Source organism: Microbulbifer sp. GL-2 (genome assembly GCF_007183175.1).
Taxonomy (GTDB): Bacteria; Pseudomonadota; Gammaproteobacteria; order Pseudomonadales; family Cellvibrionaceae; genus Microbulbifer.
In genome coordinates, this window is sequence record NZ_AP019807.1 from 2351699 (window position 1) to 2377716 (window position 26018).

General features: G+C 50.7%; 21 protein-coding genes. 6 read left to right on the forward strand and 15 right to left on the reverse strand.

Annotation, left to right across the window (positions count from 1 at the left end):
• Positions 1-57: 57 nt before the first annotated feature.
• Together carB and greA are read left to right on the forward strand one after the other, a co-directional pair.
• Positions 58-3285: a carbamoyl-phosphate synthase large subunit gene (carB, locus tag GL2_RS10220; RefSeq protein WP_143730558.1), complete on the forward strand. Its 3228-nt coding sequence runs from the start codon at positions 58-60 to the stop codon at positions 3283-3285.
• An 87-nt stretch (positions 3286-3372) separates the two neighbouring features.
• Positions 3373-3849 (forward strand): transcription elongation factor GreA, encoded by a 477-nt coding sequence (gene greA / locus GL2_RS10225; RefSeq protein ID WP_143730559.1) that lies wholly within the window; start codon positions 3373-3375, stop codon positions 3847-3849.
• 58 nt (positions 3850-3907) lie between these two features.
• Here the strand turns inward: greA and GL2_RS10230 are convergent, their stop codons facing one another.
• The 9 genes from GL2_RS10230 to GL2_RS10270 form a co-directional block, all read right to left on the reverse strand.
• Positions 3908-5053: a hypothetical protein gene (locus GL2_RS10230; protein ID WP_172621110.1), complete on the reverse strand. Its 1146-nt coding sequence runs from the start codon at positions 5051-5053 to the stop codon at positions 3908-3910.
• Between the two features lie 816 nt (positions 5054-5869).
• A complete protein-coding gene (locus GL2_RS10235) occupies positions 5870-6760 on the reverse strand; it encodes a hypothetical protein (RefSeq protein WP_172621111.1) in 891 nt (296 codons plus the stop codon).
• Positions 6761-7368: 608 nt separating this feature from the next.
• Entirely contained in the window at positions 7369-8250 is an 882-nt protein-coding gene (locus GL2_RS10240; RefSeq protein WP_143730562.1) for a hypothetical protein, read from the reverse strand.
• Positions 8251-8316: 66 nt separating this feature from the next.
• Entirely contained in the window at positions 8317-9264 is a 948-nt protein-coding gene (locus GL2_RS10245; RefSeq protein WP_143730563.1) for a hypothetical protein, read from the reverse strand.
• A gap of 608 nt (positions 9265-9872) precedes the next feature.
• Positions 9873-10415: a hypothetical protein gene (locus GL2_RS10250; protein ID WP_143730564.1), complete on the reverse strand. Its 543-nt coding sequence runs from the start codon at positions 10413-10415 to the stop codon at positions 9873-9875.
• Positions 10416-10458: 43 nt separating this feature from the next.
• Entirely contained in the window at positions 10459-11331 is an 873-nt protein-coding gene (locus GL2_RS10255) for a CsgG/HfaB family protein (protein ID WP_143730565.1), read from the reverse strand.
• Positions 11332-11363: 32 nt separating this feature from the next.
• A complete protein-coding gene (locus tag GL2_RS10260; protein ID WP_143730566.1) occupies positions 11364-11783 on the reverse strand; it encodes a curli assembly protein CsgF in 420 nt (139 codons plus the stop codon).
• The gene (locus GL2_RS10265) at positions 11783-12211 is read right to left on the reverse strand and encodes a CsgE family curli-type amyloid fiber assembly protein (protein WP_143730567.1); all 429 of its coding nucleotides are present in this window, start codon (positions 12209-12211) and stop codon (positions 11783-11785) included. The genes GL2_RS10260 and GL2_RS10265 overlap by 1 nt, the downstream gene beginning before the upstream one ends.
• The gene (locus GL2_RS10270) at positions 12208-12801 is read right to left on the reverse strand and encodes a helix-turn-helix transcriptional regulator (protein ID WP_143730568.1); all 594 of its coding nucleotides are present in this window, start codon (positions 12799-12801) and stop codon (positions 12208-12210) included. Before GL2_RS10270 ends, GL2_RS10265 begins: the two co-directional genes overlap by 4 nt.
• Positions 12802-13712: 911 nt before the next feature.
• On the opposite strand from GL2_RS10270, the gene GL2_RS10275 reads away from it, so the two are divergent.
• The 3 genes from GL2_RS10275 (at position 13713) to GL2_RS10285 (ending at position 17163) form a co-directional block, all read left to right on the forward strand.
• Positions 13713-15182, forward strand: a complete 1470-nt coding sequence (locus GL2_RS10275) for a hypothetical protein (RefSeq protein WP_143730569.1) — start codon at positions 13713-13715, stop codon at positions 15180-15182.
• Positions 15183-15303: 121 nt separating this feature from the next.
• Complete coding sequence (locus GL2_RS10280) at positions 15304-16215, forward strand: glycerophosphodiester phosphodiesterase (protein ID WP_143730570.1); 912 nt, start codon at positions 15304-15306, stop codon at positions 16213-16215.
• A 36-nt stretch (positions 16216-16251) separates the two neighbouring features.
• Positions 16252-17163 (forward strand): MBL fold metallo-hydrolase, encoded by a 912-nt coding sequence (locus tag GL2_RS10285; protein ID WP_143730571.1) that lies wholly within the window; start codon positions 16252-16254, stop codon positions 17161-17163.
• A 126-nt stretch (positions 17164-17289) separates the two neighbouring features.
• Here GL2_RS10285 and GL2_RS10290 read toward each other — a convergent pair whose 3' ends face one another.
• Together GL2_RS10290 and GL2_RS10295 are read right to left on the reverse strand one after the other, a co-directional pair.
• Positions 17290-20400, reverse strand: a complete 3111-nt coding sequence (locus tag GL2_RS10290; protein WP_143730572.1) for an efflux RND transporter permease subunit — start codon at positions 20398-20400, stop codon at positions 17290-17292.
• Positions 20401-20511: 111 nt separating this feature from the next.
• Positions 20512-21630: an efflux RND transporter periplasmic adaptor subunit gene (locus GL2_RS10295; RefSeq protein WP_143730573.1), complete on the reverse strand. Its 1119-nt coding sequence runs from the start codon at positions 21628-21630 to the stop codon at positions 20512-20514.
• 134 nt (positions 21631-21764) lie between these two features.
• Between GL2_RS10295 and GL2_RS10300 the strand changes: the two genes are divergently transcribed.
• Positions 21765-22397: a TetR/AcrR family transcriptional regulator gene (locus GL2_RS10300; RefSeq protein ID WP_143730574.1), complete on the forward strand. Its 633-nt coding sequence runs from the start codon at positions 21765-21767 to the stop codon at positions 22395-22397.
• A 6-nt stretch (positions 22398-22403) separates the two neighbouring features.
• On the opposite strand, the gene GL2_RS10305 is transcribed toward GL2_RS10300, so the two are convergent.
• The 4 genes from GL2_RS10305 to GL2_RS10320 form a co-directional block, all read right to left on the reverse strand.
• On the reverse strand, positions 22404-22823 hold the full coding sequence (locus GL2_RS10305; RefSeq protein ID WP_172621112.1) for a GFA family protein: 420 nt from the start codon (positions 22821-22823) through the stop codon (positions 22404-22406).
• 15 nt (positions 22824-22838) lie between these two features.
• Positions 22839-23600 (reverse strand): ABC transporter permease, encoded by a 762-nt coding sequence (locus GL2_RS10310; RefSeq protein ID WP_143730576.1) that lies wholly within the window; start codon positions 23598-23600, stop codon positions 22839-22841.
• The gene (locus GL2_RS10315; RefSeq protein WP_143730577.1) at positions 23597-24562 is read right to left on the reverse strand and encodes an ABC transporter ATP-binding protein; all 966 of its coding nucleotides are present in this window, start codon (positions 24560-24562) and stop codon (positions 23597-23599) included. The genes GL2_RS10310 and GL2_RS10315 overlap by 4 nt, the downstream gene beginning before the upstream one ends.
• Before the next feature lie 63 nt (positions 24563-24625).
• Positions 24626-25849: an MFS transporter gene (locus GL2_RS10320; RefSeq protein ID WP_143730578.1), complete on the reverse strand. Its 1224-nt coding sequence runs from the start codon at positions 25847-25849 to the stop codon at positions 24626-24628.
• Positions 25850-26018 lie beyond the last annotated feature (169 nt).

A 26018-nucleotide genomic window follows, 5' to 3' on the forward strand; every position in this document is an offset into this window, starting at 1 on the left:
AAGACACGAATGAAATTAAGCGCAGCCGGCCTAAGCCGGTAGTAGAACGGAAGAAAGATGCCAAAACGCACAGATATCCAAAGCATTCTGATTATCGGCGCAGGCCCCATCGTGATCGGCCAGGCGTGCGAATTTGACTACTCCGGCGCCCAGGCCTGTAAGGCGCTGCGCGAAGAAGGTTACCGGGTGATCCTGGTGAACTCCAATCCGGCTACCATCATGACGGACCCATCGATGGCCGATGCCACCTACATCGAGCCAGTGGAATGGCGCACCGTATCCAAAATTATTGAGCAGGAGCGCCCAGACGCGATCCTGCCCACCATGGGCGGCCAGACAGCACTGAACTGCGCCCTGGATCTGGACAAGCACGGTGTCCTGGAGAAATTTAATGTCGAGCTGATCGGTGCGGATAAGGACGCTATCGAGAAAGCGGAAGACCGCGACCTGTTCGATAAGGCCATGAAGGCCATCGGCCTGGAAACTCCGCGTGCCAAGATCGTGCACTCCATGGAAGAGGCGAAGAAGGTACCGGAAGTGTTCGGTTTCCCGGTCATTATCCGCCCGTCTTTCACCATGGGCGGCTCCGGTGGCGGTGTGGCCTACAACTGGCCGGAGTTTGAAGAGATTTGTAAGCGTGGTCTCGATCTCTCCCCCACCAACGAACTGCTGATCGACGAATCCCTGCTCGGCTGGAAAGAGTACGAGATGGAAGTGGTTCGCGATAAGAACGACAACTGCATCATCGTGTGCGCCATCGAGAATTTCGATCCGATGGGCGTACACACCGGTGACTCCATCACGGTAGCGCCGGCGCAGACGCTGACCGACAAGGAATACCAGCTGATGCGCAATGCCTCTATCGCGGTATTGCGCGAGATCGGCGTTGAGACCGGCGGCTCCAACGTACAGTTCGGTGTCTGCCCGAAGACTGGCCGCGTGGTTGTGATCGAGATGAACCCCCGCGTATCCCGCTCCTCCGCACTGGCCTCCAAAGCCACCGGCTTCCCGATCGCCAAGGTCGCGGCCAAGCTGGCGGTGGGTTACACCCTGGATGAGCTGCAAAACGATATTACCGGCGGTGCTACCCCGGCATCCTTCGAGCCGTCCATCGACTACGTTGTCACCAAGATTCCACGCTTTACCTTCGAGAAATTCGGTGAAGCCGATGCGCGCCTGACCACCCAGATGAAATCTGTGGGCGAGGTGATGGCTATCGGCCGCACATTCCAGGAATCCCTGCAGAAAGCTCTGCGTGGCCTGGAAGTGGGCAGCTTCGGCCTGGAAAGCAAGATCGACCCGAGCAAGGATGGCGCCGAGAGCCGCCTGCGGAGCGAACTCTCTGTACCTGGCGCCGAGCGCATCTGGTACGTGGGCGATGCCTTCCGCATGGGGATGAGTGTTGACGAAGTTTATGACCTGTCGGGTATCGACCCCTGGTTCCTGGTTCAGATTGAAGAGCTGATCAGAATCGAAGAACCGCTCAAGTCACTGCCCACCTCAGCGCTGACTACCGAGCATATGCGCTTCCTTAAACGCAAAGGTTTCTCCGACCGTCGCCTCGCCGACCTGTTGGGAGTGAGTCAGAAGAGCGTGCGTGAATTCCGCCACAAGCTCGGCGTATTCCCATCCTTCAAGCGCGTGGACACCTGTGCTGCGGAATTCAGTACTTCCACTGCTTACATGTACTCCACCTATGACGAGGAGTGCGAAGCAGAGCCGTCTGACAAGAAGAAAATCATGGTACTTGGCGGTGGCCCCAATCGCATTGGCCAGGGCATTGAGTTCGACTACTGTTGTGTACACGCCGCCCTGGCGATGCGCGAAGATGGCTACGAGACCATTATGGTCAACTGTAACCCGGAGACAGTGTCCACCGATTACGACACTTCCGATCGACTCTACTTCGAGCCGGTAACCCTGGAAGACGTGCTGGAGATTGTCGCCATAGAGAAGCCGGAAGGTGTGATTGTACAGTTCGGCGGCCAGACTCCACTGAATCTGGCGCGCTACCTGGCCAATGAAGGTGTGCCCATTATCGGTACTACCCCGGAGCAGATCGACCGCGCCGAAGACCGCGAACGCTTCCAGCAGATGATTATGCGCTTGGGTCTCAAGCAGCCGAAGAACGCTATCGTACGCTCAGTTTCTGAAGCTATTCTGGCGGCAAAAGATGTGGGCTACCCGCTGGTAGTGCGCCCCTCATACGTACTGGGCGGCCGCGCTATGGAGATCGTCTACAAAGAAGACGAGCTGCTCACTTACATGAAAGAAGCGGTACAGGTTTCCGACGAAGCGCCGGTACTACTGGACCACTTCCTCAACGCCGCCATCGAGGTGGATATCGATGCGGTATCCGATGGTAAAGATGTTGTGATCGGCGCCATCATGCAGCATATCGAACAGTGTGGCGTTCACTCCGGTGACTCCGCCTGCTCTTTGCCGCCATACAGCCTGCCGGCAGATGTGCAGGATCGTATGCGCGAAGAAGTGAAAGCCATGGCGCGCGAGCTGGGCGTGATTGGCCTGATGAACACCCAGCTGGCCTATCAGGACGGCGAGATCTACGTGATCGAGGTGAACCCGCGCGCTTCCCGTACCGTACCCTTCGTATCCAAGTGCATCGGTACCTCGCTCGCAAAAGTGGCTGCGCGCTGTCAGGCGGGTATCAGTCTGAAAGAGCAGGGCTTTACCGAAGAAATCGTACCGGACTACTTCTCGGTAAAAGAATCGGTATTCCCGTTCAACAAGTTCCCCAAAGTGGACCCGATTCTCGGCCCCGAGATGAAGTCCACCGGCGAAGTGATGGGTGTTGGTGCGACCTTCGCAGAAGCCTTCGATAAGGGCCTGGTTGCCGCCGGCGATCGCCTGCCGGAGTCTGGGCGTGCATTTATCTCTGTGCGTGACTTTGATAAGCCCGATGCAGTGGGCGTTGCCCGCGATCTGGTGGAGCTTGGCTTTGAGGTAATTGCCAGCCGTGGCACCGCCAAGGTCTTGCAAGAAAACGATATTCCCGTTACAACCGTCAACAAGATGAGTGAAGGTCGCCCGCATATCGTCGATATGATTAAAAACGACGAGATTGCGCTGGTGGTGAATACCACCGAAGGGCGCCAGGCTATTCGTGACTCCGCAGATATCCGCCGCAGCGCTGAGAACCACCAGGTGTGTTACACAACCACCCTGGCGGCAGCTCAAGCCATGGCGATGGCGATGCGCCAGGAGCAGCCGCTGCAGGTTCGCCGCCTGCAAGATCTTCACCAGCGGGTCGTGAAGCTGTCGTAATAGTTTAAAACCAATTTGTGAAATCCCAATCGGGCCCAGTGATTACACTGGGCCCGGTTTCGTCGTAACAATAATGGAGGTCCCACATTGAACCGGGTACCAATGACCGTTGAAGGCGCGGAAGCGCTGCGTTCAGAACTGGACAATCTGAAAAAAATCGAGCGCCCTGCAGTAGTACAGGCGATAGCCGAGGCGCGCGAGCACGGTGATTTGAAGGAAAATGCCGAATACCATGCGGCGCGGGAGAAGCAGGGATTCGTCGAGGGTCGTATCCAGGAAATCGAGGCCAAGCTATCCCACGCACAAGTGATCGATGTGAAATCGATTGATCCCAGTGATAAGGTAATTTTTGGCACCACGGTGACAATTATCCACTTGGATAATGATGCGGAAGTGACTTACAAAATCGTGGGTGATGATGAAGCCGATGTGAAAAAACAAAAAATCTCGGTGAATTCACCAATTGCCCGTGCGCTGATAGGCAAGGAAGTGGGGGATATCGTGGTAGTCCACACCCCCTCCGGCGCGGTGGAGTATGAGATTGATACGGTAGCACATTTGTAATTAAAGACTTTGAAAAAAAGGGCGGCCAGAGGCCGCCCTTTTTATTTCTAATAGTTTTCTACTGGAAAACAACGCTCTGGTTTGCATGGCCTACCTGGAGGACCAGTGCAGTTTCACAGTGACCAAACTGGCCGACCAAGCTCTCATTGTATCCACCAACCTGGACAGCTAGCGCCTTGTGCTTATTACCGATTTGGCCCAGATAAACGTCGTTGCCATATCCAAGCTGCTCGGCATTAGCGTAGTTATAGTAACCAGCCTGAGAAATATCCGCTTCGTTGTACAGGCCTTTCTGATCAATAGAAGCGTAATTGTGCTCCCCGTAAGCTTGGCGAACATCGGCATCATTTTTATACCCATGCTGCTCTATGCTTGCGTAGCTTTCATCACCGTATTGATCAACGTCCGCGTCATTTCTCCAGCCTTTTTGGCGAATACTGGCATCATTGTGGTCGCCATGTTGATCAATTTCGCCATCATTTTTGTAGCCGCGCTGCTTGATGCTTGCGTAATTATAATCACCCGGCTGGTTGATATGTGCGTCGTTCATCCAGCCTTTCTGCTTGATATGAGCATCATTGTGGTTGCCACCCTGATGAACGTCGGCATCGTTCATACCACCATGACCCTGGTAGATATGAACGTAGTTCCCTTCACCAGTCTGGATAACATCGGTGTCAGCGTGATCGCCTTTTTGTATGATTTTCACCTCACCATTGTAGCTACCCAATTGTTTTATTGACGCTTGGCCATAGTCGCCGTATTGCTTGATTTTGGCAACATTGTAGCCACCAAAAGTTTGAAGCGTTTTAGCATCGTTACCGTTACCTTCCTGGTAATGGTAAGACTTACTATGGTGTTCGTTAACCTGCAGGGTTACGGAGGTATTGTGGTCACCTACCTGCTTGGAAGTAGCGTGGTTATCGTGCCCGAAAATTTGGGTGATATTGGAGAAGTTACCGTCACCATATTGGTACTGTATGGCTTCACTATCATGCTCCTCGCCTTGTGAAGCGACAGCAGCATTGTGATCACCATATTGTACTTGCTTGACGTAATTATCATGGCTTCCAGCGCCAACCTGAAAAGAATTTACCGAGTTGCCGTTTCCATATTGATATTGCTCGGTAACATTATCCGCCGCAAAAGCGGTACCGCTGATAGCGAGAGCAATTGCAGCGGCGATAGGGGTCAAAGTTTTCATGAGTGTCTCCATTACTACATAAAAATGAGCATCACGATTGGGGTCAGCGTTCAAATGCTGATAGGGGGGCACGTCATCCTGTGCCAAGGTTTTTACAGTAAATGCGCTAGCCTGGTAGAGTCAGCGCAGCTGTAAATCGAGAATACAGCCATCCATGAGGGGTGGCCGCAAATAAGAGCGTGTCGATGGAAAATCGAGGCGAGAGGAAAACTGGTACATGCTAATTGGCATCCCTGTTACTGCTTAGGAGTCCAAATGTTCGTTCCGTCCTCTTCAGTTTTGTTGCTGCATTGGATTGCGGCTATAGGAGATAAGTTCTATTTTTCTAGGAATAAAGTTCCATGTGTTGATTGAAAATCCGTGGTAAAAAGGAATTTGGTAGTCTCGTCAGGTAGATTTAGCTACCAATATAGGCGGTATATTTGTGGCACGTAAACGTGCGTAGAGGAATTTTTTTCAAATAGACATTATTTCGATACCAATCTGGATCTATCCGTCTACCTGATTATTGTATTCCTCAATTATGGAACCTGAGGATATCGTGCCATTAATATCAGTGTGGAAAATTTGATGCAAAGTAATGTTTCTTTGTTAGGATATTGTTACTGCAAAATATGGATTCTCAAGTGCTGCCTAATTGTTATTTATCGATATAATGAAAGGAAGAAGTAAAAGTGTCGACTATATGAAAATAAATTCTCATATAGAATCAGATTGGCAGGTGTAAAAATTGTCTTTAAGGGTATATTGAAATATACCCTTAAAAACGGGAAAACACTATCGAGGCCGTTAGGCCCTTGGCTTAGAATCTATAAATTACTGATGTACGATAGCGGTATTTCCTGTGCCAACTTGAGTAATATTTGCGGACTCAGCAAATCCGGTCTGGATCACCGTGGCACTGTTCATGCCCCCAGACTGATTCACTATTGCTGTATGACCTCCACCTAGGCCGCCGCCACCAGACTGCATAATATTGACCTGGTTCATGAACCCGTCCTGATGGACAAAGGCACTGTTGTACCAGGAAACCTGTACAATTGTGGTGTCATTGCTTTCACCATTTTGAATAATGTCGGCTTCGTTATACATGTCAGCCTGGGTAATATCAGCGACCTGGGAAATTCCCGACTGGCTGATGTTGGCGTAGTGACCTGAACCTTCCTGGCTGATCATAGCTTCGTGATAGGAACCTTCCTGATAGATATAGGCTTCTGAGTTAAAGCTGGCATACTGGCCAATAAGTGCTCCATGTATGTCGCCGACCTGCTCAATAACAGAAATATTGTCGCTACCAAAATATTGATGTATCTCCGCCTGGCTATTAGCGCCACTTTGGCGAATTATTACTTCACTATTTTGTACTGATGCCTGGTACGTGCTGGCCCTATTACCCGTTCCTAACTGATAAATCAGCACATTGTTACGGATGCCACCTATCTGTAGGCTATATACATCATTCAGCGTACCTTGCTGAACCTGATAAATGGTGCTGTCGGTTTCGTTAACCTGCATCGCCTCGGCATTGTGGTGGCTGCCGTTTTGATTAACTTCGATATGATTGTCGATGGCGCTGATGTCAGTTTGATCGACTGTAGCGATATTATTACTGCCGTCCTGTACAACAGTTGACGTGTTATCTGCTGCATGGGCGATGCCAGTTGCCGATAGCAGTATGGCCAGAGGCAAAACGGTAATCTTTCTCACTGTGTACTCCTGTGTATTACCGTAATTCAAATGCATTTGTATCAAATTTCATTTCTGCGAATCCATTGACTCTTGAATGCCAAAGGATGAAAAAACCTGTATTGAAAAACTTTAGCTGAATCGAACTCAAAATAAGTGTCTTGACAGCATTCTCGTTGTAATTAATGATTTTTTTTAGTTTTCTTTAATGTTGTGTTTGGTCGCTAAGCCCTAATGCAGATTTTAAGGTCAGGTTGATTGTTTGGAGAGTAACAAGTTTATATCTAAATGATTGTTCAGCTGAAAGGGAGTCGTTTATGCTTTTTGTCGCTTAATGCGCTCTGAGTATAATTGATGATAAATCTGTAGTAGCTATTTGTTTGTGTGCTGGTATATATGGGGTGGCTACATTTTCTAGGCTTTATAGGGGGCGGTTAATTATGCTGATATGTAAATGTTTTTTTGTATAGAATTGCACTGTCGATTGTTGCCTTCTATCTGCAGTAGTTAAGGAGTTGATGAAATATATTTTTATGAAAATGACTTTGTGCTGTGCCAAAGGATTTCAAGAAAACTTGATAAAAAAGGCGGCCAATTAATGGCCGCCACAAGCTTCTCTCTCTAGGGAACTACTGTGTAACTACACCAACATTACCGATGCCAACCTGGGTGGCTATCGCAGTTTCGTTAAAACCAATCTGCGTGGTGAAATGACTGTTGAGTAATCCTACCTGGGTAGAGACTGCATCATTAAAGAAGCCAACCTGGGTTTTGGTGGCGATATTCAACAGGCCAACCTGGTTAGAATGAGCGTCATTGAATGCGCCAGTTTGAGTGTGGAGGGCAAAGTTTAAGCTGCCAGCCTGCAGTATGCCGGAATCATTGGCTAAACCAGTCTGAATGGATGAAGCGCTGTTTAGTGAGCCGATCTGGTTTGAAGTGGTAGTGTTGAAAGCACCAATTTGAGTATGGAATGCGCTATTCAAAGTACCGGTTTGAGAGACAGCGGCAGTATTTAATAGACCCAGTGGTTGTACTACTACTGCGAGATTGAGAAGCCCATTTTGATTAATAATGGCAGTATCAAAGAAGCTGATAGTCTGCAAAGTAGTCGCAAAGTTTACAAACCCAGTTTGATTAATGACAGCCGAACTGCCTATGGACGGTGCTGTTTGTGTGGTAGTACCAACATTTGCGGCTCCAACTTGGGTTATAGCTGCATTAGTTGCAGTAGAACCGATCTGGAAGGATGTAGCCGCGTTAAAAGCACCAGCCTGGGTATGGCTGATAGTACTGTTACTATTTCCTGCGGCCTGTAATCCGGTCGACAGATTAAGCAAACCAACCTGGGTTTGAAGAATGGTATTGTTGTTAACCCCTGGGCCGACTTGAGTGGCGGTGGCCAGGTTTCCAACTCCAAATTGATTTTGGACAGCTGTATTGTTTGCCGCGAAAGCACTGGCGGATACTGTAAGGGCAAGTGCTGCTGCGATTGGAGCTAACTTTTTCATGTTAAACCTCTAACTTCCTATTACGAGTGATTTGACATCCATTTTCAAAAGGTTTGATCGGTATTCCTACTGCACTATTATACCGACGTTGCCAGTACCGATCTGAGTGGCAACAGCGGTTTCATTAAATCCAAATTGAGTAATGGTATGCAGGTTGGCAGTGCCCACCTGATTGACGATTGCATCGTGACCTAATCCAGCTTGGGTAATGGTAGAAACGTTGAGTATGCCCAGTTGATTAGTAAAGGCATCGTGGAAGAAGCCGGTTTGAGCATGAAGGGATACGTTGCTGAAACCCGTTTGTAATGTTAATGATTCACTGCCTAATCCAGCCTGGAAAATGATTGCGCTATTGAGGGTACCCACCTGAGTTGAAACCGAAGTATTGAGTTCACCTGTTTGAATATGCGTGGCGATATTGATTTCACCAGCTTGATTGGCAATGGCTGTATTTGCACTACTGAGTGTCTGGGTAATATTTGCAATATTAAAGTTGCCGACTTGATTGATTGAAGCAAGATCCAGTGCGCTGGCGACTTGAGTTACCGCGCCAGTATTAAAATCACCAGTTTGGTTGATTAGCGCTGTGGATGCGAATGCCGGTGCAGTCTGAGTAGTAATACCAGTATTTCCATTGCCAGCCTGAGCGACCGAGGCGGTGTTCAGCGTGCCGCCAGACTGGATGGATGTGGCATTGTTCAGGGCGCCACTTTGGAGGTGATTAATGGTATTGAGGTCACTACCAAGAGTTTGCAATGCAGTTGAAGTGTTGATGGTGCCGGCTTGAGTTTGTAGTACCAGATTGTTGTCATTACCTGGACCAACTTGAGTGGAAGTCGCTATGTTACCGACACCGCCTTGATTCTGAATGGTAGTGTTACTGGCAGCAAATACGCTACCACTTGTGGCAATAGCAATCGCTACTGCTACTGGAGTTAACGTCTTCATAAAATACTCCTTTACTACAGACGCTTTATAATTCAACGCAAATTGCACGTTGAGATATTTTGACATCTACCCTGATGTCAGAAATTACTACAATACTGTTCAATCCCGATTGGGAATCAAGCGTATTGTTAAACGGTGACTAAATACTGCTACCGACAACGGATGCTTCTTTGCTGTCGGATAAATTTCATTAGGATGGCGGTATTGCTTTAATGCCAGTTTGAAAATTCAGGTGTCTCCCAGGTGCTACATTTGGGACCTTGCTGGAGATGAGCCGGCTGGGGCTAGAGACTGTAATATCTAAATAAAAACCTAATGTATGCATGACGTAATGTCCAAAAGGTGTAAACAACAATTGATCAGATATGTTTAGAGTGTTGTCCGAATTCTCTGTGTTGGCTATAGGAGGGAAGTCACTAAAAAGTGAGAAAATAGTTCGATTCACTTGTAACCAGTGTCATGAGTTTAATGTTCTGGTTTATTTAAATGACTGGCTTTGTTTTGGCTTACCGAGATAAGAGGACGATGGTCTGATATTTTTCTGGTCGGGGATTACTGCTGATGATTGCCATTAAATATGTCAGTTGTATCAGACCACAGCAAAAGGGGGAAATAGGGGGGAACCTCAGGTGAAAATTTTATAGGACTTTGTAGTAGCAGTTTGAGTGCCAGCTTTAGTCGTACTGGCTGATATAGGTGGTGGTCGCGGTGCCTGTTACCGTAACAGAGGTGTGCAGCCCATTCCCACTTTGGTAGATGTTGACCTTGTGTAATATACCAATTTCCTGCACATGGGCACTGTTTTGTATTCCGAATTGGGAGATTCCTGCAGAATTCCCCATGCCGTATTGTTCTATATCAATAAAGTTTTCATAGCCTACCTGGATTAGGCCGCTCACGTTTTGGTCTCCAACCTGACGGGAAAGAATGACATTGTCTTCACCAGCCTGGGTGACGGAGAGGCTATTCCGATTGCCATCCTGATGTGCGGATGTGTAATTAGTATGTCCAGTCTGGCGTACTTCCGTATAGTTGACACCGCCTTCCTGATTTATAACTGTGAGGTTGGATACTGAGAGTAAATTTGCGGCACTCAACTCACTGGAGACTGCCAGTTCGCTGCTGGAATCCAGATCTGAGGCGCAGCAGATTCCTGTAGTTAAAAGCAGAGCGGCTGCAAGGCCTAGCGGGTGATAGTGCTTGTTAATACTTGGCATTTTTCCCTCAGCCTTTTAGCTAGTCCTGTCGTGGATGGACTCATTACATGATCACAGTGCTGTCATTCAGGTAGTATTGCAGCACGGGATTGTTGATATCGTCGGGATTCGCCAGTGCCCAGGAGTTGTGGACAATACCCTCGCTGATCAGGTGAATTACCGCAGATTCCATTGCAGAAAGCATAGCAAGTTGCGCGGGTTCATTAAATGTTGTTCCCGCCTCAAGTTCCAGTAGGCGTCTGAATCTGACATAACGGAATACATCGGCACTGATGGCTTTTGAGTAGACAGTTTTTGACGTGAGTACTGAGTGAAGAATTTGTCCGGAACGTATGTCAATTGCACGCAGATTGACGGTTACCTGATCGACACGATACTGCTCATCCGCACCAATGCCAAAGTATCGTGCGCCAGCACCACCGGTCTGAATGTTCTGATCGTAAGCGACAATTCCCCCCTCCAGTAAAACATTTGCTGCGATTAGGGTTGGCAGGGGGACGCTGTTATTGGCGGGGGCATCTGGCTTGGTGAGTCCGGCGCGAATGATTTTACGTTCAGTCAATAAATTCTGCAGCCCCTCACGCTCAAGGGCGATAAACCATCCGGACTCATTCAATACATCCATTAACATCGCTGCCCCACCCTGGGTGACAGCGGTTGAGAAGCTGCTATTTGGAGCTGGTTTGTATTGCCCGGTTTGGTCGCGGAAGCTATATACCGCAGCTAGAATTTTACCCCTTGGCTCAGGTAGATTGAGCAGATCCCTATAGGTATTCATACGAGGGGTTAGCATTGCATCAGTACGGCCAGGGCCAAAAAGTGCATCACCAAGGCTCTTCACTGCGGAGCAACCGCTAAGTGTTAGTATGAACGCCAGTGCGGGCAAAGCTATGGCTTTTTTTATTGCATTATGCATTGCCAGTTTTTCCTTCGGATTTGGGTATTATGCTAGTTAGTCGGGTTGAGCCCACTCACAACAATTTCGCTTTTATCTCCAGTACCCCGGTCGGTGATCAACACAGTCAATACACCGTCGTTGTCAACAATCTGCACGATAAAGTCATCTGTGATCAGTTCGCCACTGTTTCCATCGCCGACATCTGTGAGCAGCTGATTGAGTAGCCGTGTTTCCAGGGAGTCGGTAAAACGATCCAGCGCACTGGGCTGCTCGTACAGACTATCTGGCTTGTCAGGATCCTCATTTCTATCCTGCGATTGGGCATTTTGTAGTAGGTAGGTTCCATTTAACGGATTGCCACCAAAATTAGGATTTACTGGTTCGTAAATTAATTCAGTGGTATTGCCATTGCTGGAAAAAAACAAGGCCACGGGCAGGGCGGTGGAAATTATCAGCGATCTGAGCTTCATTAAAATTCATCCTTTCCCAAATCAAAATTATCGGTGAACGCACTGCTTACGCGGTCTTGTAGTACTGCTTGGTGAATATACTGTGCCGCTTCATCGGCCAGTCGGTGTATGTTGTTGGTGCTCGGGCTGATAAAGCGCCGAAAAACAATTTTGTCGTTATACGTTACCCAGATAAGGTTCCCCCATCGTGCGGAGGGGCGCTCATAAATTGTTAAGTTGTATGTGGCATCTGGATAGTTAAGATTTCTGTATTCACTTAAAAATCGAGCAAAATCATGCCCGGTGCGCGTTATTGTACGGTCGATGTTAAACCCGCTGATTTCATCCTCCAGCTTGCCTGAGTCTGTGTCTGCAGGAGGAACAACTGTGTCATCCTGAGCGAAGGCAAGTGATGTAGTGAGGAGAATAATCAGCGGGTTTAGCCTCATATTTTCTCTTCCTGGAGATTGAGTTTTGCCCAATTACTAGCTTGCAGGCGATTCTTTACGCCGATTTTTCTGAAAATGTTATACATGTGGTTTTTAACTGTGTGTTCACTCAAGTGCAGTTTGCTAGCAATCGCACTGTTGGGTTCGCCCGTAGTCAGTTGTCCCAGAATTTCCTGTTCTCTACGTGTCAGGGGTAGGATGTTTGGAATGCTGCCATGCTGCCTGCTTTCACAGCTGTGAATGGCGGTATTTAATTTATGTATCAGGTTTTCCTGGCTGGTATTGCTGTCACAAAGTAAATAGAAGCTACTTTGGCGTAGTTTCTCTGAGATATGCATTGGCAGGTCTGCTGGAAAATTGATAAGAATGGATTTCGGATGCTTTATCTTTTTTAGGTCAGATAAAAACTCCTTGGAACTGGTGGAGATGCCCACTTGCCAGCAGTCAATGATTATTGCCTCGTAGTGCTGTAGGCAATGACGTTGTTTTCCAATGCTCGCCTTTTCCCATGGGAGCGGGATGGATTGAGAGAATAATGAAAATAAAAGATCGCCCTGAAGGCCGGAGTTGCTAAAAAAAAGAACCGGCATATACCTCGTACCTCTCCTTGATACAGATAGATCACTCGCAGATTTAAACTTGAGATACTCTATCGACTCCTGTCGCTTAAGTTTCCAGATTGGCTTTTGATGCTTTTTTTGAGGAGCATCCCTGCGTACGCAAATTCCCTTTTTATATTTAGGGAAAATGACTCACTTAGTGAGAATTTAGTTTGGAGTGTAGACGTGAGGTCTAGGAAGTTAGGAAAAAAGGATGCCTTATTTTTTCAAAAAAAAGGTATTTTCAGAAAAATGTCGCGGTTATTTTCTGTTGGTGGAACTAACTGTGGGGAAAGTTTTCTTGTGCCTTTGAGTGTCGTCTTAGTTAGTATTTTTTGGGCTGGATAAGGTGTGTTTTTCTATTTGTCTGCCTTTAATATGTTTCCCCTCCCCCCCTTTTTTTCTTCTATAAGCAGAGTTTGGTTGTTTTATTAATGGTATTTGCTTGGGAATCTTGCCAGTGTGATGAAGGAAAGGGCTGTCTGGTTTTACTTTTTTGGCTGTTTTTCATTTCTTACGCAGGGTTGCTTTTAACGGCCAGTGAGAATATGGCATGTAAATAAATATTATGGAGAAGCCAAGAACTATTAACTTGATTAACAGGCCAATAGACGGTAAATAGAGCGTAAGGGTCTATTGTTATTGATCATCAATTAAAGCGAATCACGAAATACCAGTAGATTCGTATGCCTGAGCTCTCTTTTTTGAGTGGCGATGCTGAAAAATCCACTCTTGCTTCTATTTTTAACGCCATGAAAGATACCCTGGTACCATTTGTGCCTGGATTTCTTGCCGTTCAGTATGTGTCGTCTTATAGCAATATAAAGTGTGACATTTTGGGCGATTGTATGACTGTCAGCTGATAGGATGGTCAATCGGTTTGTCACTCAGGGGGTAATTTCGTGAGTCCATTAATAGATAGTCTACCGCTGTGGGTCTGGTTTCTGTTGGGCTTTTGCGTACTGTTTCTAGCCAGGGAGCCGGCGCATAGGGCTGTATATGCACTGGCACGTTTTTGCTCCCGCTGGTTACGCTTTGCGGCAAATACGCTGGGGACTACCGAGCAGCGCCTTTTGGAGCGCAATAGGGAGGTTTTGCTGGCTGCGGGCAGGTCGACGGCAGAGCGGCACATAGAAAGAGAGTTTGAGCGTATAGAAGGGATGATGCAGCGGGAGTTGACGCAATATCCAACGCTTCACCGGCGTTTGTGTGAACAGCTGACCACCCTCGATGAGGACTATGTACGCAGTGCCGAGGTGCCACCTGAACCTTCCAACTGGGCGCGCGCCATACGCTCTGTGTCAGAAATTCCATCCCAGGATGATTCTGTTGTGGCGGACGTGCTGGAAACAATTAACCATTCCATGCGCAAGGCAGAGTCCAAAGCGCTTGAATCCTATCGTGAATCGACCCGTGAACGGCACCAGTTACTGAAGCGCATGTTGCCCAGTTGGCGAGCAATGCTGACCAATTTGGGAAGAATTAATAAAAATGTGGAGTCGGTGATTCGTCGATCCAAGGTGTTGGATAGCCACATGGAGCGCTATGAGGAGATATTGCAGGAAAGTGACCGCAGTGTACGTTTCTTGTCGGCTTCCTCCTTCAGTCGCTTCCTGGTTGCGTCACTGGCATTGACAGTGGCAGTGGCCGGTATAACAGTCAATTTCCAGCTAATTGCCCGCCCGGTGGCGGAAGTATTGGGCGGTAATACTTTCCTGGGTAGTGTCGTTATTGCGGATATTGTTGCTTACGTACTGATTTTGTTACAAATCAGTCTCGGCATTGTACTGATGGAGTGCCTGCGGGTAACGCGGCTGTTTCCAGCTATAGCAGCATTGGCGGATAACACACGACAGCGCCTGATTTGGGTTGCTTTGATCCTGTTACTGCTTTTTTCCGCAGTGGAGGCCTGTTTGGCTTTTTCCCGTGAGTTGCTTTTACACCAGGACCAGCTGTTGGTTGGCAATACAGTTGAGGGGGCGTCGTCAGCGGTAGGAGTGGAAATGTATTGGTCCATTACCCTGGCACAGATGGGGCTCGGTTTTATTCTCCCGCTGATTTTGACTTTTACCGCGATTCCCCTGGAGCAGTTTATAGTCTCTGCTCGTACGGTGATCGGACTATCCTTGGTAGTTGGCCTGCGCCTGTTATGTGGCTGTTTACGTTTGCTAGCCACAGTAGTAATGCATTGTGGCATCCTGATTAACCGCGTCTATGATTTGGTGATTTTTCTGCCGCTATGGTTGCAGGGTTTATTCCTGCATTATTGGAGGGAGAGGGCAAACCGGAATAGCAACAGGGAAGATGATCCGTTAGCAGACAATAAAAAACTGGGAGAAAACCTGGTTGCTGAGCCTGCAGCTAATGGCTAACTCCTTACTTTTTTGCTGACAGGTGTCGCTTTCAGGACAGGTTGCCACCATTACCCTTATGGGCGATCTGCCGGAGTCTTGATGGAATGGACTCTCCCTTGTGTGTGGACGGTATTGATTCATGTCTATATTGCTCGTTTTCTGCCTTTTGCTCATTGTGCTGCTGCTTTACGCTCGCTCAAGGCCGGCGCCATGGTCGGCACTTCGGCTTTCACAGACACCGAGTCCTATGGTGATTGCCCATGGTAACGATTGCGGTAACGGTCTCTACCCAGGCAACACGATACTGTACCTGCAGAAAATGGTGGCGCTGGGTGTCGATGGTATTGAGGCGGACCTTTGGCTTACCGCAGATGGTCATTTGGTTTTATTGCATGATCCGGACCTGGAGGATTCTGCGGATGGCAGTGGTTATGTCGAAAATATGACCCTGGCCCAGCTACGTGAATTAAATGTTGCTTATCATTGGAGCCCCGATGGTGAGAACTACCCCTATCGCGAACACCCACTGAAAATTATTACGATTGAAGAAGCGCTGGAATCAGTGGGCAATACCTTGATGATTCTGGAATTAAAGAGTGCTAAATACTCTGCCGCAGAGGCTTTAAGTGAGGTAATACAGAGTACAGGGAAGCAGGACCAGGTGATTGTCTCCTCCTTTCACCACGGAGTCGTTCGCGCATTTAGGCGTCTCAGTCCCAACGTTGCTACTGGCGCAGTCTCCTGGGAAGCCGCGCTACTGTATTTTGCTCAATTGATTCGTGCGGAAAGCCTGCTTGCTCCCCATTATCAGACAATGCAACTTCCAATGTTCCACTTAGGTCTTGATGTGGTTACTGCCGGCACTTTGCGCGCGGCGCACAAGTTGAATTTGCATATTTCAGTGTGGACGGTAAATAGCCGTGCCGACCTGCAACACTATATCGACCTGGGAGTGGATGGTATTGTTACCGATCGCCCGGATATATTGATGGCCATGTTGTCAAACCGGGAGTCTGGAGTAACGCCGAAGTTACTTAGCCAGAACTCTTAAATGAAACAGTGTGAATATAACAATAGAGAAAATTTCATGAAGCAGGTAGCAGCTATTGCGATGCTGGTGACGTCGTTATTCAGTACGCCAGTGTTGGCGGAAGACCGCTTTGCCAAGGTGGAAATCAGCAGTGAGCCTGTGGCAGGGAACGTTTATATGCTCCAGGGTGCTGGCGGTAATATTGCGGTATTAGCTGGAGAGGATGGCACCTTTTTGGTGGATGATCAGTATGCTCCGCTGACTGCAAAAATACAGAAAGCAGTGGCAGACCTGGAGGATCAACCGCTGCGCTTTGTGATTAATACCCACTGGCACGGTGATCACACCGGCGGCAATGAAAATCTGGGCAAGGGTGGTGCGTTGATAGTTGCCCACGAGAATGTGCGCAAACGTTTAAGCACCGAACAGTTTATTGAGGCCTTCAAGCGCAAGGTTGAGCCTTCATCACCTGCAGCTCTGCCGGTAATTACCTTTACCGATGCCACTACCTTCTATTGGAATGGCGATGAGGTGCGGGTGCAGCATGTGGGACCTGCCCATACCGATGGAGACTCCATCGTGCACTTTGCCAAAGCCGATGTAATCCATATGGGGGATATCTACTTCAATGGTACTTATCCGTTTATCGACCTGTCCTCCGGTGGTTCAGTGGATGGCATGATTGAGGCCATGGACACTGCCCTGGCGATGTCGGGGAAAGATACCAAAATAATTCCCGGGCATGGCCCCTTGAGTAATCCCGCGGAGATGAAAGTGCAGCGGGATATGCTGGTGACCCTGCGGGATCGCATCCAGAAACTGCTCGATAGTGGCAAAAGCCGCGATCAGGTGATCGCCGCCAAGCCTACCAAGGATTTCGATAAACAGTATGGGCAGGGCTTCATGACCCCGGATATTTGGACCGGGATTGTTTACGACTCCCTGGCTGCAAAATCCAGGAAGTCCTGATCGCACTTTGATACTGGCTGTAAAAGATTGAAAAAGCTGGTGATAGCAAAAAGGCCTGGATGATTTCATCCGGGCCTTTTTGCTATGGAGTTTGGCTGAGCCTTTTCATTAAGGCCTCTGTGGTTATTAAGACGTCTGAGGCTCAGCTCCGTGTAAGTCCGATGGGGTTTCTACTGCCGTTTCTGGTGCCTCTTCACGCACGCGGAACCAGGCGGCGTAAAGCGCAGGCAAGAAAATCAAGGTCAACCCGGTGGCCACGATCAGCCCGCCCATAATGGCGACTGCCATGGGGCCAAAGAAATCACTGCGCGACAAGGGAATCATCGCCAGTACCGCTGTGAGAGCAGTTAGCACAATGGGGCGGAAGCGCCGCACAGTGGATTCAATGATCGCCTCCCAGGCACTCAACCCCTGGCTGATATCCTGTTGGATCTGGTCCACTAGAATCACTGAATTACGCATAATCATACCCGCAAGGGCGATGGTGCCGAGCATGGCTACAAACCCAAATGGTTTGCCAAACAGCAACAGAAACAGCGTGACTCCGATCAGACCCAAGGGCGCGGTGAGGAATACCATGGTGGATAGAGACATACTGCGAAGTTGCAACATCAGCAGGGTGAATACCACCAGGACAAACAGTGGCATTCCGGCATTCACCGACTTCTGTCCGCGCTCGGACTCTTCGACACTGCCACCAACCTCCAGCAGGTATCCCGCGGGTAATTGGTCGCGAATACCCTGCAAGCGCGGCCAGACTTCGTTCACCACAGTAGCGGGCAGTTCCTTACCATAGATGTCAGCGCGCACAGTCACTGTGGGCAGGCGATCGCGGTGCCAGATGATGCCTTCCTCAAAGCCGTACTCCAGGGTGGCAATCTGGTTTAGGGGCACACTGCGGCCACTGTCGGTTTGTACCGCCAGGTTGCCCAGTTGGCTGAGAGCGTAGCGTTCCTGTTCGTCGCCACGTACACGCACATCAATCAGCTCATTGTCCTCGCGGTATTGGCTCACGCTGATACCGGTGAGGGAGCTTTGCAGGGCGCGGGATAGCGAGGCGCTATTCACACCCATGGTGCGGGCGCGGTCCTGGTCGATATTCAGGTTGACGGTTTTGCTGGGCTCCTCCCAATCCAGGTGTACGTTGGTAACCTTGGAGTTTTCACGCACGCGCTCAGCCACCTGGCGGGCCAGGTTGCGCACGTCACGAATATGCTCACCAGAGATACGGAACTGCACCGGGTAACCCACCGGCGGGCCGTTTTCCAGTCGGGACACGCGGCTGCGCAGGGTGGGGAATTCCTCCCGCATGGTTTCAATCAGCCAACTGCGTACCTGTTCGCGCTCCTCCACACTGCGAGTCATCGCCACAAATTGGGCAAAGCTGGCAGCGGGCAGTTGCTGGTCCAGTGGCAGGTAGAAACGCGGTGATCCGGTGCCCACATACACCACGTAGTTTTCCACCTGCTCGTTTTTATCCAGCAGCCCTTCCAGGCGTTTTGCCTGGTATTCGGTGGATTTTAGCGAAGCACCCTCGGCCAATTTTAAGTCCACCAGCAGTTCCAGTCGTCCGGATGAGGGAAAGAACTGTTGCGGCACCAGTCGGAACAGGGCCAGGGAACCGATAAAGATTGCCAGCGTTGCCACAATCACAGTTTTTCGGTGGCGCAGGCACCAGGTGATCAGGCGCCGAAAGCGCTGGTAAAAGGGTTTTTGATAGGGGTCCCGCACCTCGCCACTGTGATCACGGCGTGACAGGTTGGGCAGCAGGTAGTGCCCCAGGTAGGGTACAAACACCACGGCGGCAATCCAGGACACAATCAGAGAAAGAGTAACCACCTGGAAAATGGAACGGGTGTATTCGCCGGTGCCGGACTGGGCAGTAGCGATTGGCAGGAAGCCGGCGGCAGTAATCAGGGTGCCGGTGAGCATGGGGAAGGCGGTGCTGGTCCAGGCAAAACCGGCTGCTTTCAGGCGGCTGAGCCCCTGCTCCATTTTTATTGCCATCATTTCCACGGCGATAATGGCATCGTCTACCATCAGGCCGAGGGCGAGTACCAAAGCGCCCAGAGAAATTTTGTGCAAGCCGATATTGAAGTAACTCATCAACGCAAAAGTCATGGCCAGCACTAATGGTATCGATAGCGCGACAATCAGGCCGGGGCGGCTGCCGAGGGAAAAGAAACTGACCAGCAGTACGATGCCCAGTGCCTCTGCCAATACCTGCAGGAACTCTCCCACACCGCGTTGTACTGCTGCGGGTTGGTCGGACACTTTGCGCAACTGCATACCGATCGGAAGGTCTTCCTGCAGTTCTGCAAAAGTGGCATCGAGCTGTTTGCCCAGTTTGAGGATATCGCCGCCTTCTTTCATGGATACGGCCAGGCCGATAGCGTCTTCACCCATAAAGCGCATGCGCGGCTGTGCGGGGTCGCTAAAGCCGCGGTGCACTTCGGCGATATCCCCGAGTCTCTGTGTGCGGCCACCGGCGGTGATGGGAAAGCGACGAATTTCATCGACCGAGTGAAACTGGCCGCTGACACGGATACGTATTCGATCACTTACCGTATCAATAAAACCTGCGTCGGCAACCTGGTTTTGCGATTGCAGGGCGCTTTGCACTGCCGTCAGGGGAATCCCGAGGGAGGCGAGCTTGGTGTTGGAGATCTCCACCCAGATCTTTTCGTCTTGCAGGCCCAGCAATTCAACCTTGCCCACATTCTTTACGCGCTGCAGTGACAACTGCAGGCGCTCGGCATAATCCTTCATCAGGGCGTAATCAAAACCACTGCCGGTCAGTGCATAGATATTGCCGAAAGTGGTGCCGAACTCGTCGTTAAAAAATGGACCCTGGATATCTGGTGGCAGGGTGTGCCGAATATCATTGATCTTTTTACGCACCTGGTACCAGAGGTCGGGAATATCTCGTGAGTGCATATCGTCGCGAGCGACAAACAGTACCTGGGACTGGCCGGGGCGGGAGAAAGAGGAAATGCGCTGGTAGTCGCCGGTCTCCAGCAGCTTTTTTTCCACACGCTCAGTAATCTGGCGGGATACTTCCTCGGCACTGGCACCTGGCCAAAGGGTATTAATCACCATCACCTTGAAAGTGAAGGGTGGGTCTTCACTCTGTCCCAGCTGTGTGTAAGAGGCCGCGCCAAGCAGTCCCAGTACGATCATGGCGTAGAGTACCAGCGGGCGGTTTTTCAGTGCCCATTCGGAAAGATTAAAACCCATGGCAGTATCTCTGTGTAGGTACGCAACCGCACTTGGCGGGCCGCGTCTCGGCAAATTCGTTGGAGCGCTTTTTTACTCTGCGCCCGATCAGGTTTTTGGCCCAGCCGCTATTCAATCCTGGCGAGCGAGAGCCCTATCTGGATCAATCGGGCGGTTCATGCGGTCGACCGGGCGCACCAGCTGTCCCTCCAATAGCAGGTGGGTGCCGGCGGCCACGATCCAGTCGTCGGCGCGAAGGCCGGAGAATACCGGTACAAATTCCTGTCCATAGGGCCCTACGGTAACTTCAGTTTTGTGCAGGGTCTGATCTTCGCGATCCAGCACCCATACGAATGCCTTGCCTTCATCGGCACTCAGCGCAGACATGGGTACTTGCAGGACATCAGTGGATGTCGCTTTGGGGACGAAAACTCTGGCGCTCTGGCCTATTTCAATTCCTGCGGTTTGATTGGTAAAAGCCACCCGCGCTTCAAAAGTGCGCGATACCGGGTCCGCGGCGGGAGAGAGTTCGCGTACCTGCGCAGGGAAAGATTTGCCCGGCTGTGACCAGAGTTCCACTGTGAGGGGCTGACCCACGCGGAAATGGCCGATAGCTTGCTCCGGCAGGTCGATTCTCACTTCGCGCTCACCGTCGGTGGCGAGTTCAAATATGCCCTGGCCGGCGGCCACAACCTGACCAGCTTCGGCCATGCGGCGGGCTATGACTCCGCTCTCCGGGGCCTTTAACTCGGCGTAAGCGGCTTGGTTACGCGCTACATCCAGCTGCGCCTGGGCCTGTTGCAAGCGTGCCTCGCTGGCTTCAAAACGGGTCTCCACCGTATCGAACTGGGAGTGGCTGACCAGTTGACGTTCCAGTAGTTTGCGGTGTCGTTTAAGCTCGCTGCTTGCCAGGCGTTGGTCGGCCTTTGCAGAGGTGAGACGTGCGCGCGCGGAATCCAGTTGCAGGAGCAGGTCTTCGGTGTCCAGCTGGGCCAGTGATTGTCCCTGGTCAACGCGGTCGCCCACGTTGACCAGGCGTCGCTGGACCTTGCCGCTGATGCGAAAGGCCAGGGCCGGCTCGAAGCGGGCGCGTACCTCACCGGGATAAGCATCCAGCTGGGCGCTGGCTACCTGTGGCTGGACCATCACCGCAGGGCGGGGTTTTTCTTGTTGTTCGGTGGGTTCGGATGGCGTACATGCGGACAATAGCAGGCTGAACGACAGTGCGGCGAAGAGTAGCGAACGGTACATAAGAACTCCCTTCCTCGGCGGCGAGGCGACAAGGTAAGTCCGGAAGTGGACAGGTCATGGCCGGGCGGCCGGTAATGTTATACTGACGAGTATAGTAAATTTATTAAACTGGTGAGTCCAGTATATGGAGTGCTATGTCTGAACAGTCTCAGGCTGCCGCCCAGCGCGGTCGCCCCAAGGATCTGGCGAAACGTCAGGCCATTCTCGATGCAGCCAAGGAGCTGTTTCTGACCCAGGGCTTTGCTGCCACCAGTGTGGATGCGGTGGCCTCTGCTGCGGGTGTATCGAAACTGACGGTGTACAGCCACTTCTCCGATAAAGAGACGCTATTCAGTGCTGCTATCACTTCCCGCTGTGAAATGATGTTGCCCTTGCCTATTTTCGAACTGGAAGAAGGCGACTCGGTGGCAGAGGTACTGGAACGCATTGGTCAAGCTTTCCTGAGCATGGTGGATAGCGAAGATAGCATTCGCCTGTTACGGCTTTTATGTGCCCTGGCCTCGCAGGAATCAAAGCTGGCTCAGTTGTTTTTCAATGCAGGCCCCCAGCGTATTCTGCAGGATATTGAGCAGTTACTGCGCCGTGCTACCGAGATGGGGAAGCTGCGGGTGGAAGACCCGGCGGAAGCCGCCGAGGATTTTATGGGTATATTGCTGGGCTGCCGGCATATGCGTGTGTTGATCGGTTGCTGTGAGATACAGGCGGAGGAGGAGCGGCGCGAGCGAGTGCGTAAGGCTGTCGCTTTATTTATACGGGGTTATCGCTGACAGGCGTTACTGGTTGGGGTTGTCCGGCATAGTCGGGCAGCGGTTGATACCTTCATCTATTTGTAGCCATCCCGGTTTGTTTTGGCTGTAGACGTAGCGTTCGGGCCGGATAAATGCCGGGTCGTCGAATGCGCCTCCGGCAATGCCGCGATAATCCGGGAGGAATTCCAGGGTCCAGGTGAGGGCGCTGCCGCACTGCATGCAGAATTGGCATTCGATCCAACGACCGGCATCGGACTTAAGTCGATGGGTTTTTAGTTCATTGCTGAGCAGCTCCACCTGTTCCTTGCCGAAATATACCGACACGCTGAGTAAGCTGCCGGTGCGCTTTCTGCACCAGCTACAGGAACAGAGGCTCACTCGACGCGGGTGGCCGGTTGCCCGAAAGCGCACAGCGCCACAGCCCCCCTTGTGAATCTCCTCCATTCCCATATTCCTTGGTCAGGTTTTAATCCGGTAGCCGGTGCGGAAAATCCACCAGATAGTCGTCAGGCAAAGGACCAGGAATAGCAGGATCATGCCTACACTGAAGCCAAGATTAACATCGGCCACTCCGTAAAAAGCCCAGCGGAAGCTGCTGATCAGATAGACCACCGGATTAAACAGGGTAATTTTCTGCCAGACCTCCGGTAGCATGCTGATGGAATAAAAGGCTCCACCGAGGAAAGTCAGGGGAGTGATAATCATCAGTGGGATAATTTGCAGCTTCTGGAAGTCATCCGCCCAGACACCGATGATAAATCCGAACAGGCTGAAAGTAACGGCAGTTAACACCAAAAATATGATCATCCAGAAAGGGTGGGCAATCTCATAATCGACAAAAAAGCGTGCGGTTAGCAAGATCAGTAGCCCAAGCAGAATGGACTTGGAGGCTGCTGCACCCACATAACCCGCCACTATCTCGAAGGCCGATACTGGAGCGGACAATACTTCATAAATAGTGCCGGAGAATTTCGGGAAGAAAATCCCAAAGGAGGCATTGGAAATACTCTCACTCAACAGAGCCAGCATAATCAGGCCGGGGATAATAAAGGCCCCGTAGCTGACGCCGTCGATATCACCCATGCGCGAGCCGATGGCGGCACCGAACACAATAAAGTAGAGGGAAGTGGAGAGTACCGGTGAGGCGATGCTCTGCATCAGCGTACGCCAGGTGCGCGCCATTTCAAATTTGTAAATTGCTGCAATTCCGTACCAGTTCATTCCTGCGTCTCCTTGCTCAGCTGCTCCTCGCGTTCCCGACGCGCACCATTTACCAGGGTTACAAAGATTTCTTCCAGGGAGCTCTCTCTGGTGTGCAGGTCACGAAAATCGATATTGGCCGCGTTGAGACGGCGCAGGAATTCCGCGATGCCGGTATCTTCGCTTTTTACGTCGAAGCGGTATACCAGCTGGCTGCCGTCCCCATTGAGGCTGAGGGGCAAGTCAGCTAGAGCGTCGGGTATTTTCTGCAGGGGTTCAGGCAGATTGAGGCTGAGTTCCTTCTCACCCATTTTCTGCATCAGGGTACTTTTCTCTTCCACCAATACCAGCTCTCCGCGATTGATCACCCCGACGCGATCGGCCATCTCCTCGGCCTCCTCGATATAGTGTGTGGTGAGAATAATAGTGACACCGGAATCCTGTAGACCGCGCACCATTTCCCACATATCCTGGCGCAGCTCCACATCCACGCCAGCAGTGGGTTCATCCAGAAACAGGACATTGGGTTCGTGGGAGAGCGCCTTGGCTATCATCAGGCGGCGTTTCATACCGCCAGAAAGGGTAATAATTTTATTGTCCTTTTTTTCCCACAGGGACAACTGCCGCAGAATTTTTTCCAAGTAAGCTGGGTTTGGGGCCTTACCAAAAAGCCCTCGACTGAACTTAACTGCAGCCCAGACGGTTTCAAAGGCGTCGGTAGAAATTTCCTGCGGCACCAGACCGATTTCACCGCGGGCTTTGCGGTAATCGGCCTGAATGTCGTACCCATTTACGCGAACACTGCCGCTACTGGCATTGACGATACCGCACACAATGCTGATCAGGGTGGTTTTGCCGGCACCATTGGGGCCGAGCAGGGCAAAAATTTCCCCGCGTTTAATTTCCAGGTCCACATTGTTGAGTGCGGTAAATCCTCCGGCATAGGTTTTGCCGAGGCCCTGGATCGAAATAATAGGTTCCACTTTCTCTCCTTGCCAAAGTGACAGATTCTTCTTTGGCGCTGCGTTGTCGGGAGGGTCTACATCCTACCGCAAAATAATTTCAGTGGATGTTTTTGTTTTAAGCCAGCGGGTTATCAGGGCTATTGTCGCCAGCAACAGCAATCCGATAGCCGCTGTGGAAAAAGCACTGGCAAGGCCAAAGCGATTGATCCACGGCTGGCTGAGAAAAGGCGATATAAACTGCCCGATAAATACACTGGCGGTAAGTGCTCCGGAAATTCGACCACGCATATGTTCAACAGCCGATTCAAGCCCTGTTGAAAATATATGTGGTATGAGCGTTCCCATACCACCGCCGTAAATGGCCATGGCAAGAATAATTTCGGTATAAGATTCTGCAATGGAGATCAGCCCCATACCCGTCGCCATAGTGGCAAAACTGAAAGCAAAAATTCCGAATTTTCCAAACTTTTTACGTGCGTGGGGGAACAGGGTTAGTGAGGCGAGGGCGCCCATCAGGTTGCCTGCGGCTATAGCAATTCCCGCATGGCTGGGGGAGTTGACACCAATTTCCCGCAGTAGGAAAGGCAGCTGAGTAGGGATCAGGAAAAATGCCAAGCTATTCAACATGGCTGCACCGAGCAGGGCGGAAAAACCGAGTAAATGGAATTTCTTTGTTACTGAGGTTTTCAGGTTTTTGATTGCGCCGTTGCGCAGTGGTTCTGGTAAGTAAAGCAGCACGGCAGGAATCAACAGCAATGCCACAGCGTAAATGGCAAAGGGACCGCGCCAATGAAGATCTGCCAACAGGCCGCCGGTCAACAGGAAAATAACCCCGCCCAGACTGATAAAAGCACCCTGCTGGCTCATATAAACCTGTCTCTGCTTGGGGGTGAAATAGTCCCCAACCAAGGCGGTGACAGAGGTCATGGTACCGGCCACGGCAACCCCCAGTAGCATACGGCTGACGAGTATGCCCTCAAGACTGTTTTGCAACAGAGCAGAAGTTCCGGCCAAGCCATACAGGCCTACCGCCGATAGCAGTAGCCGGCGCCGTCCATAGTGGTCCGAGATAATTCCGGCCAAGGGCGCAAAAATGGCGATCATCAGAGCGGGCAAACTTAATACCAGCCGACTCAGCAGTGCACTGTCGGGATGTTGGGAAAAGTGGTTTGCCAGTGCCGGTAGCGATGGCGCCACGGTTGCTCCGGACATGATTGTGAGTGCCGCCAAGCACAAGAGTGTCAGGCGACGCGGTATGGGAACCGCGAAGTCAGCGGGCGAAGCAAAAGCAGTTGCGGCGCTCATGGTCTGGATCCAGTTTCGGGCGCTCTCGACTTCATACTGACTGCTGTGGGGTTCATCGGTTGCTCAGCCTGTCTGGCCAGACTGAAACTTGGGCTCTGTGCTGCCACCATCCATTGGAAGAAGCCCGGCTCTAATGGTGTCTGAGGAGTCGGGGTGGATTTTTTGCGCT

Coding starts and splice junctions, on each gene's coding strand:
- carB (WP_143730558.1), top strand. CDS start 58: ATGCCAAAACGCACAGATATCCAAAGCATTCTGATTATCGGCGCAGGC.
- GL2_RS10230 (WP_172621110.1), bottom strand. CDS start 5,053: ATGAAAACTTTGACCCCTATCGCCGCTGCAATTGCTCTCGCTATCAGC.
- GL2_RS10240 (WP_143730562.1), bottom strand. CDS start 8,250: ATGAAAAAGTTAGCTCCAATCGCAGCAGCACTTGCCCTTACAGTATCC.
- GL2_RS10245 (WP_143730563.1), bottom strand. CDS start 9,264: ATGTCAAAATATCTCAACGTGCAATTTGCGTTGAATTATAAAGCGTCT.
- GL2_RS10250 (WP_143730564.1), bottom strand. CDS start 10,415: ATGCCAAGTATTAACAAGCACTATCACCCGCTAGGCCTTGCAGCCGCT.
- GL2_RS10255 (WP_143730565.1), bottom strand. CDS start 11,331: ATGCATAATGCAATAAAAAAAGCCATAGCTTTGCCCGCACTGGCGTTC.
- GL2_RS10260 (WP_143730566.1), bottom strand. CDS start 11,783: ATGAAGCTCAGATCGCTGATAATTTCCACCGCCCTGCCCGTGGCCTTG.
- GL2_RS10265 (WP_143730567.1), bottom strand. CDS start 12,211: ATGAGGCTAAACCCGCTGATTATTCTCCTCACTACATCACTTGCCTTC.
- GL2_RS10270 (WP_143730568.1), bottom strand. CDS start 12,801: ATGCCGGTTCTTTTTTTTAGCAACTCCGGCCTTCAGGGCGATCTTTTA.
- GL2_RS10280 (WP_143730570.1), top strand. CDS start 15,304: ATGTCTATATTGCTCGTTTTCTGCCTTTTGCTCATTGTGCTGCTGCTT.
- GL2_RS10285 (WP_143730571.1), top strand. CDS start 16,252: ATGAAGCAGGTAGCAGCTATTGCGATGCTGGTGACGTCGTTATTCAGT.
- GL2_RS10290 (WP_143730572.1), bottom strand. CDS start 20,400: ATGGGTTTTAATCTTTCCGAATGGGCACTGAAAAACCGCCCGCTGGTA.
- GL2_RS10295 (WP_143730573.1), bottom strand. CDS start 21,630: ATGTACCGTTCGCTACTCTTCGCCGCACTGTCGTTCAGCCTGCTATTG.
- GL2_RS10300 (WP_143730574.1), top strand. CDS start 21,765: ATGTCTGAACAGTCTCAGGCTGCCGCCCAGCGCGGTCGCCCCAAGGAT.
- GL2_RS10305 (WP_172621112.1), bottom strand. CDS start 22,823: ATGGAGGAGATTCACAAGGGGGGCTGTGGCGCTGTGCGCTTTCGGGCA.
- GL2_RS10310 (WP_143730576.1), bottom strand. CDS start 23,600: ATGAACTGGTACGGAATTGCAGCAATTTACAAATTTGAAATGGCGCGC.
- GL2_RS10320 (WP_143730578.1), bottom strand. CDS start 25,849: ATGAGCGCCGCAACTGCTTTTGCTTCGCCCGCTGACTTCGCGGTTCCC.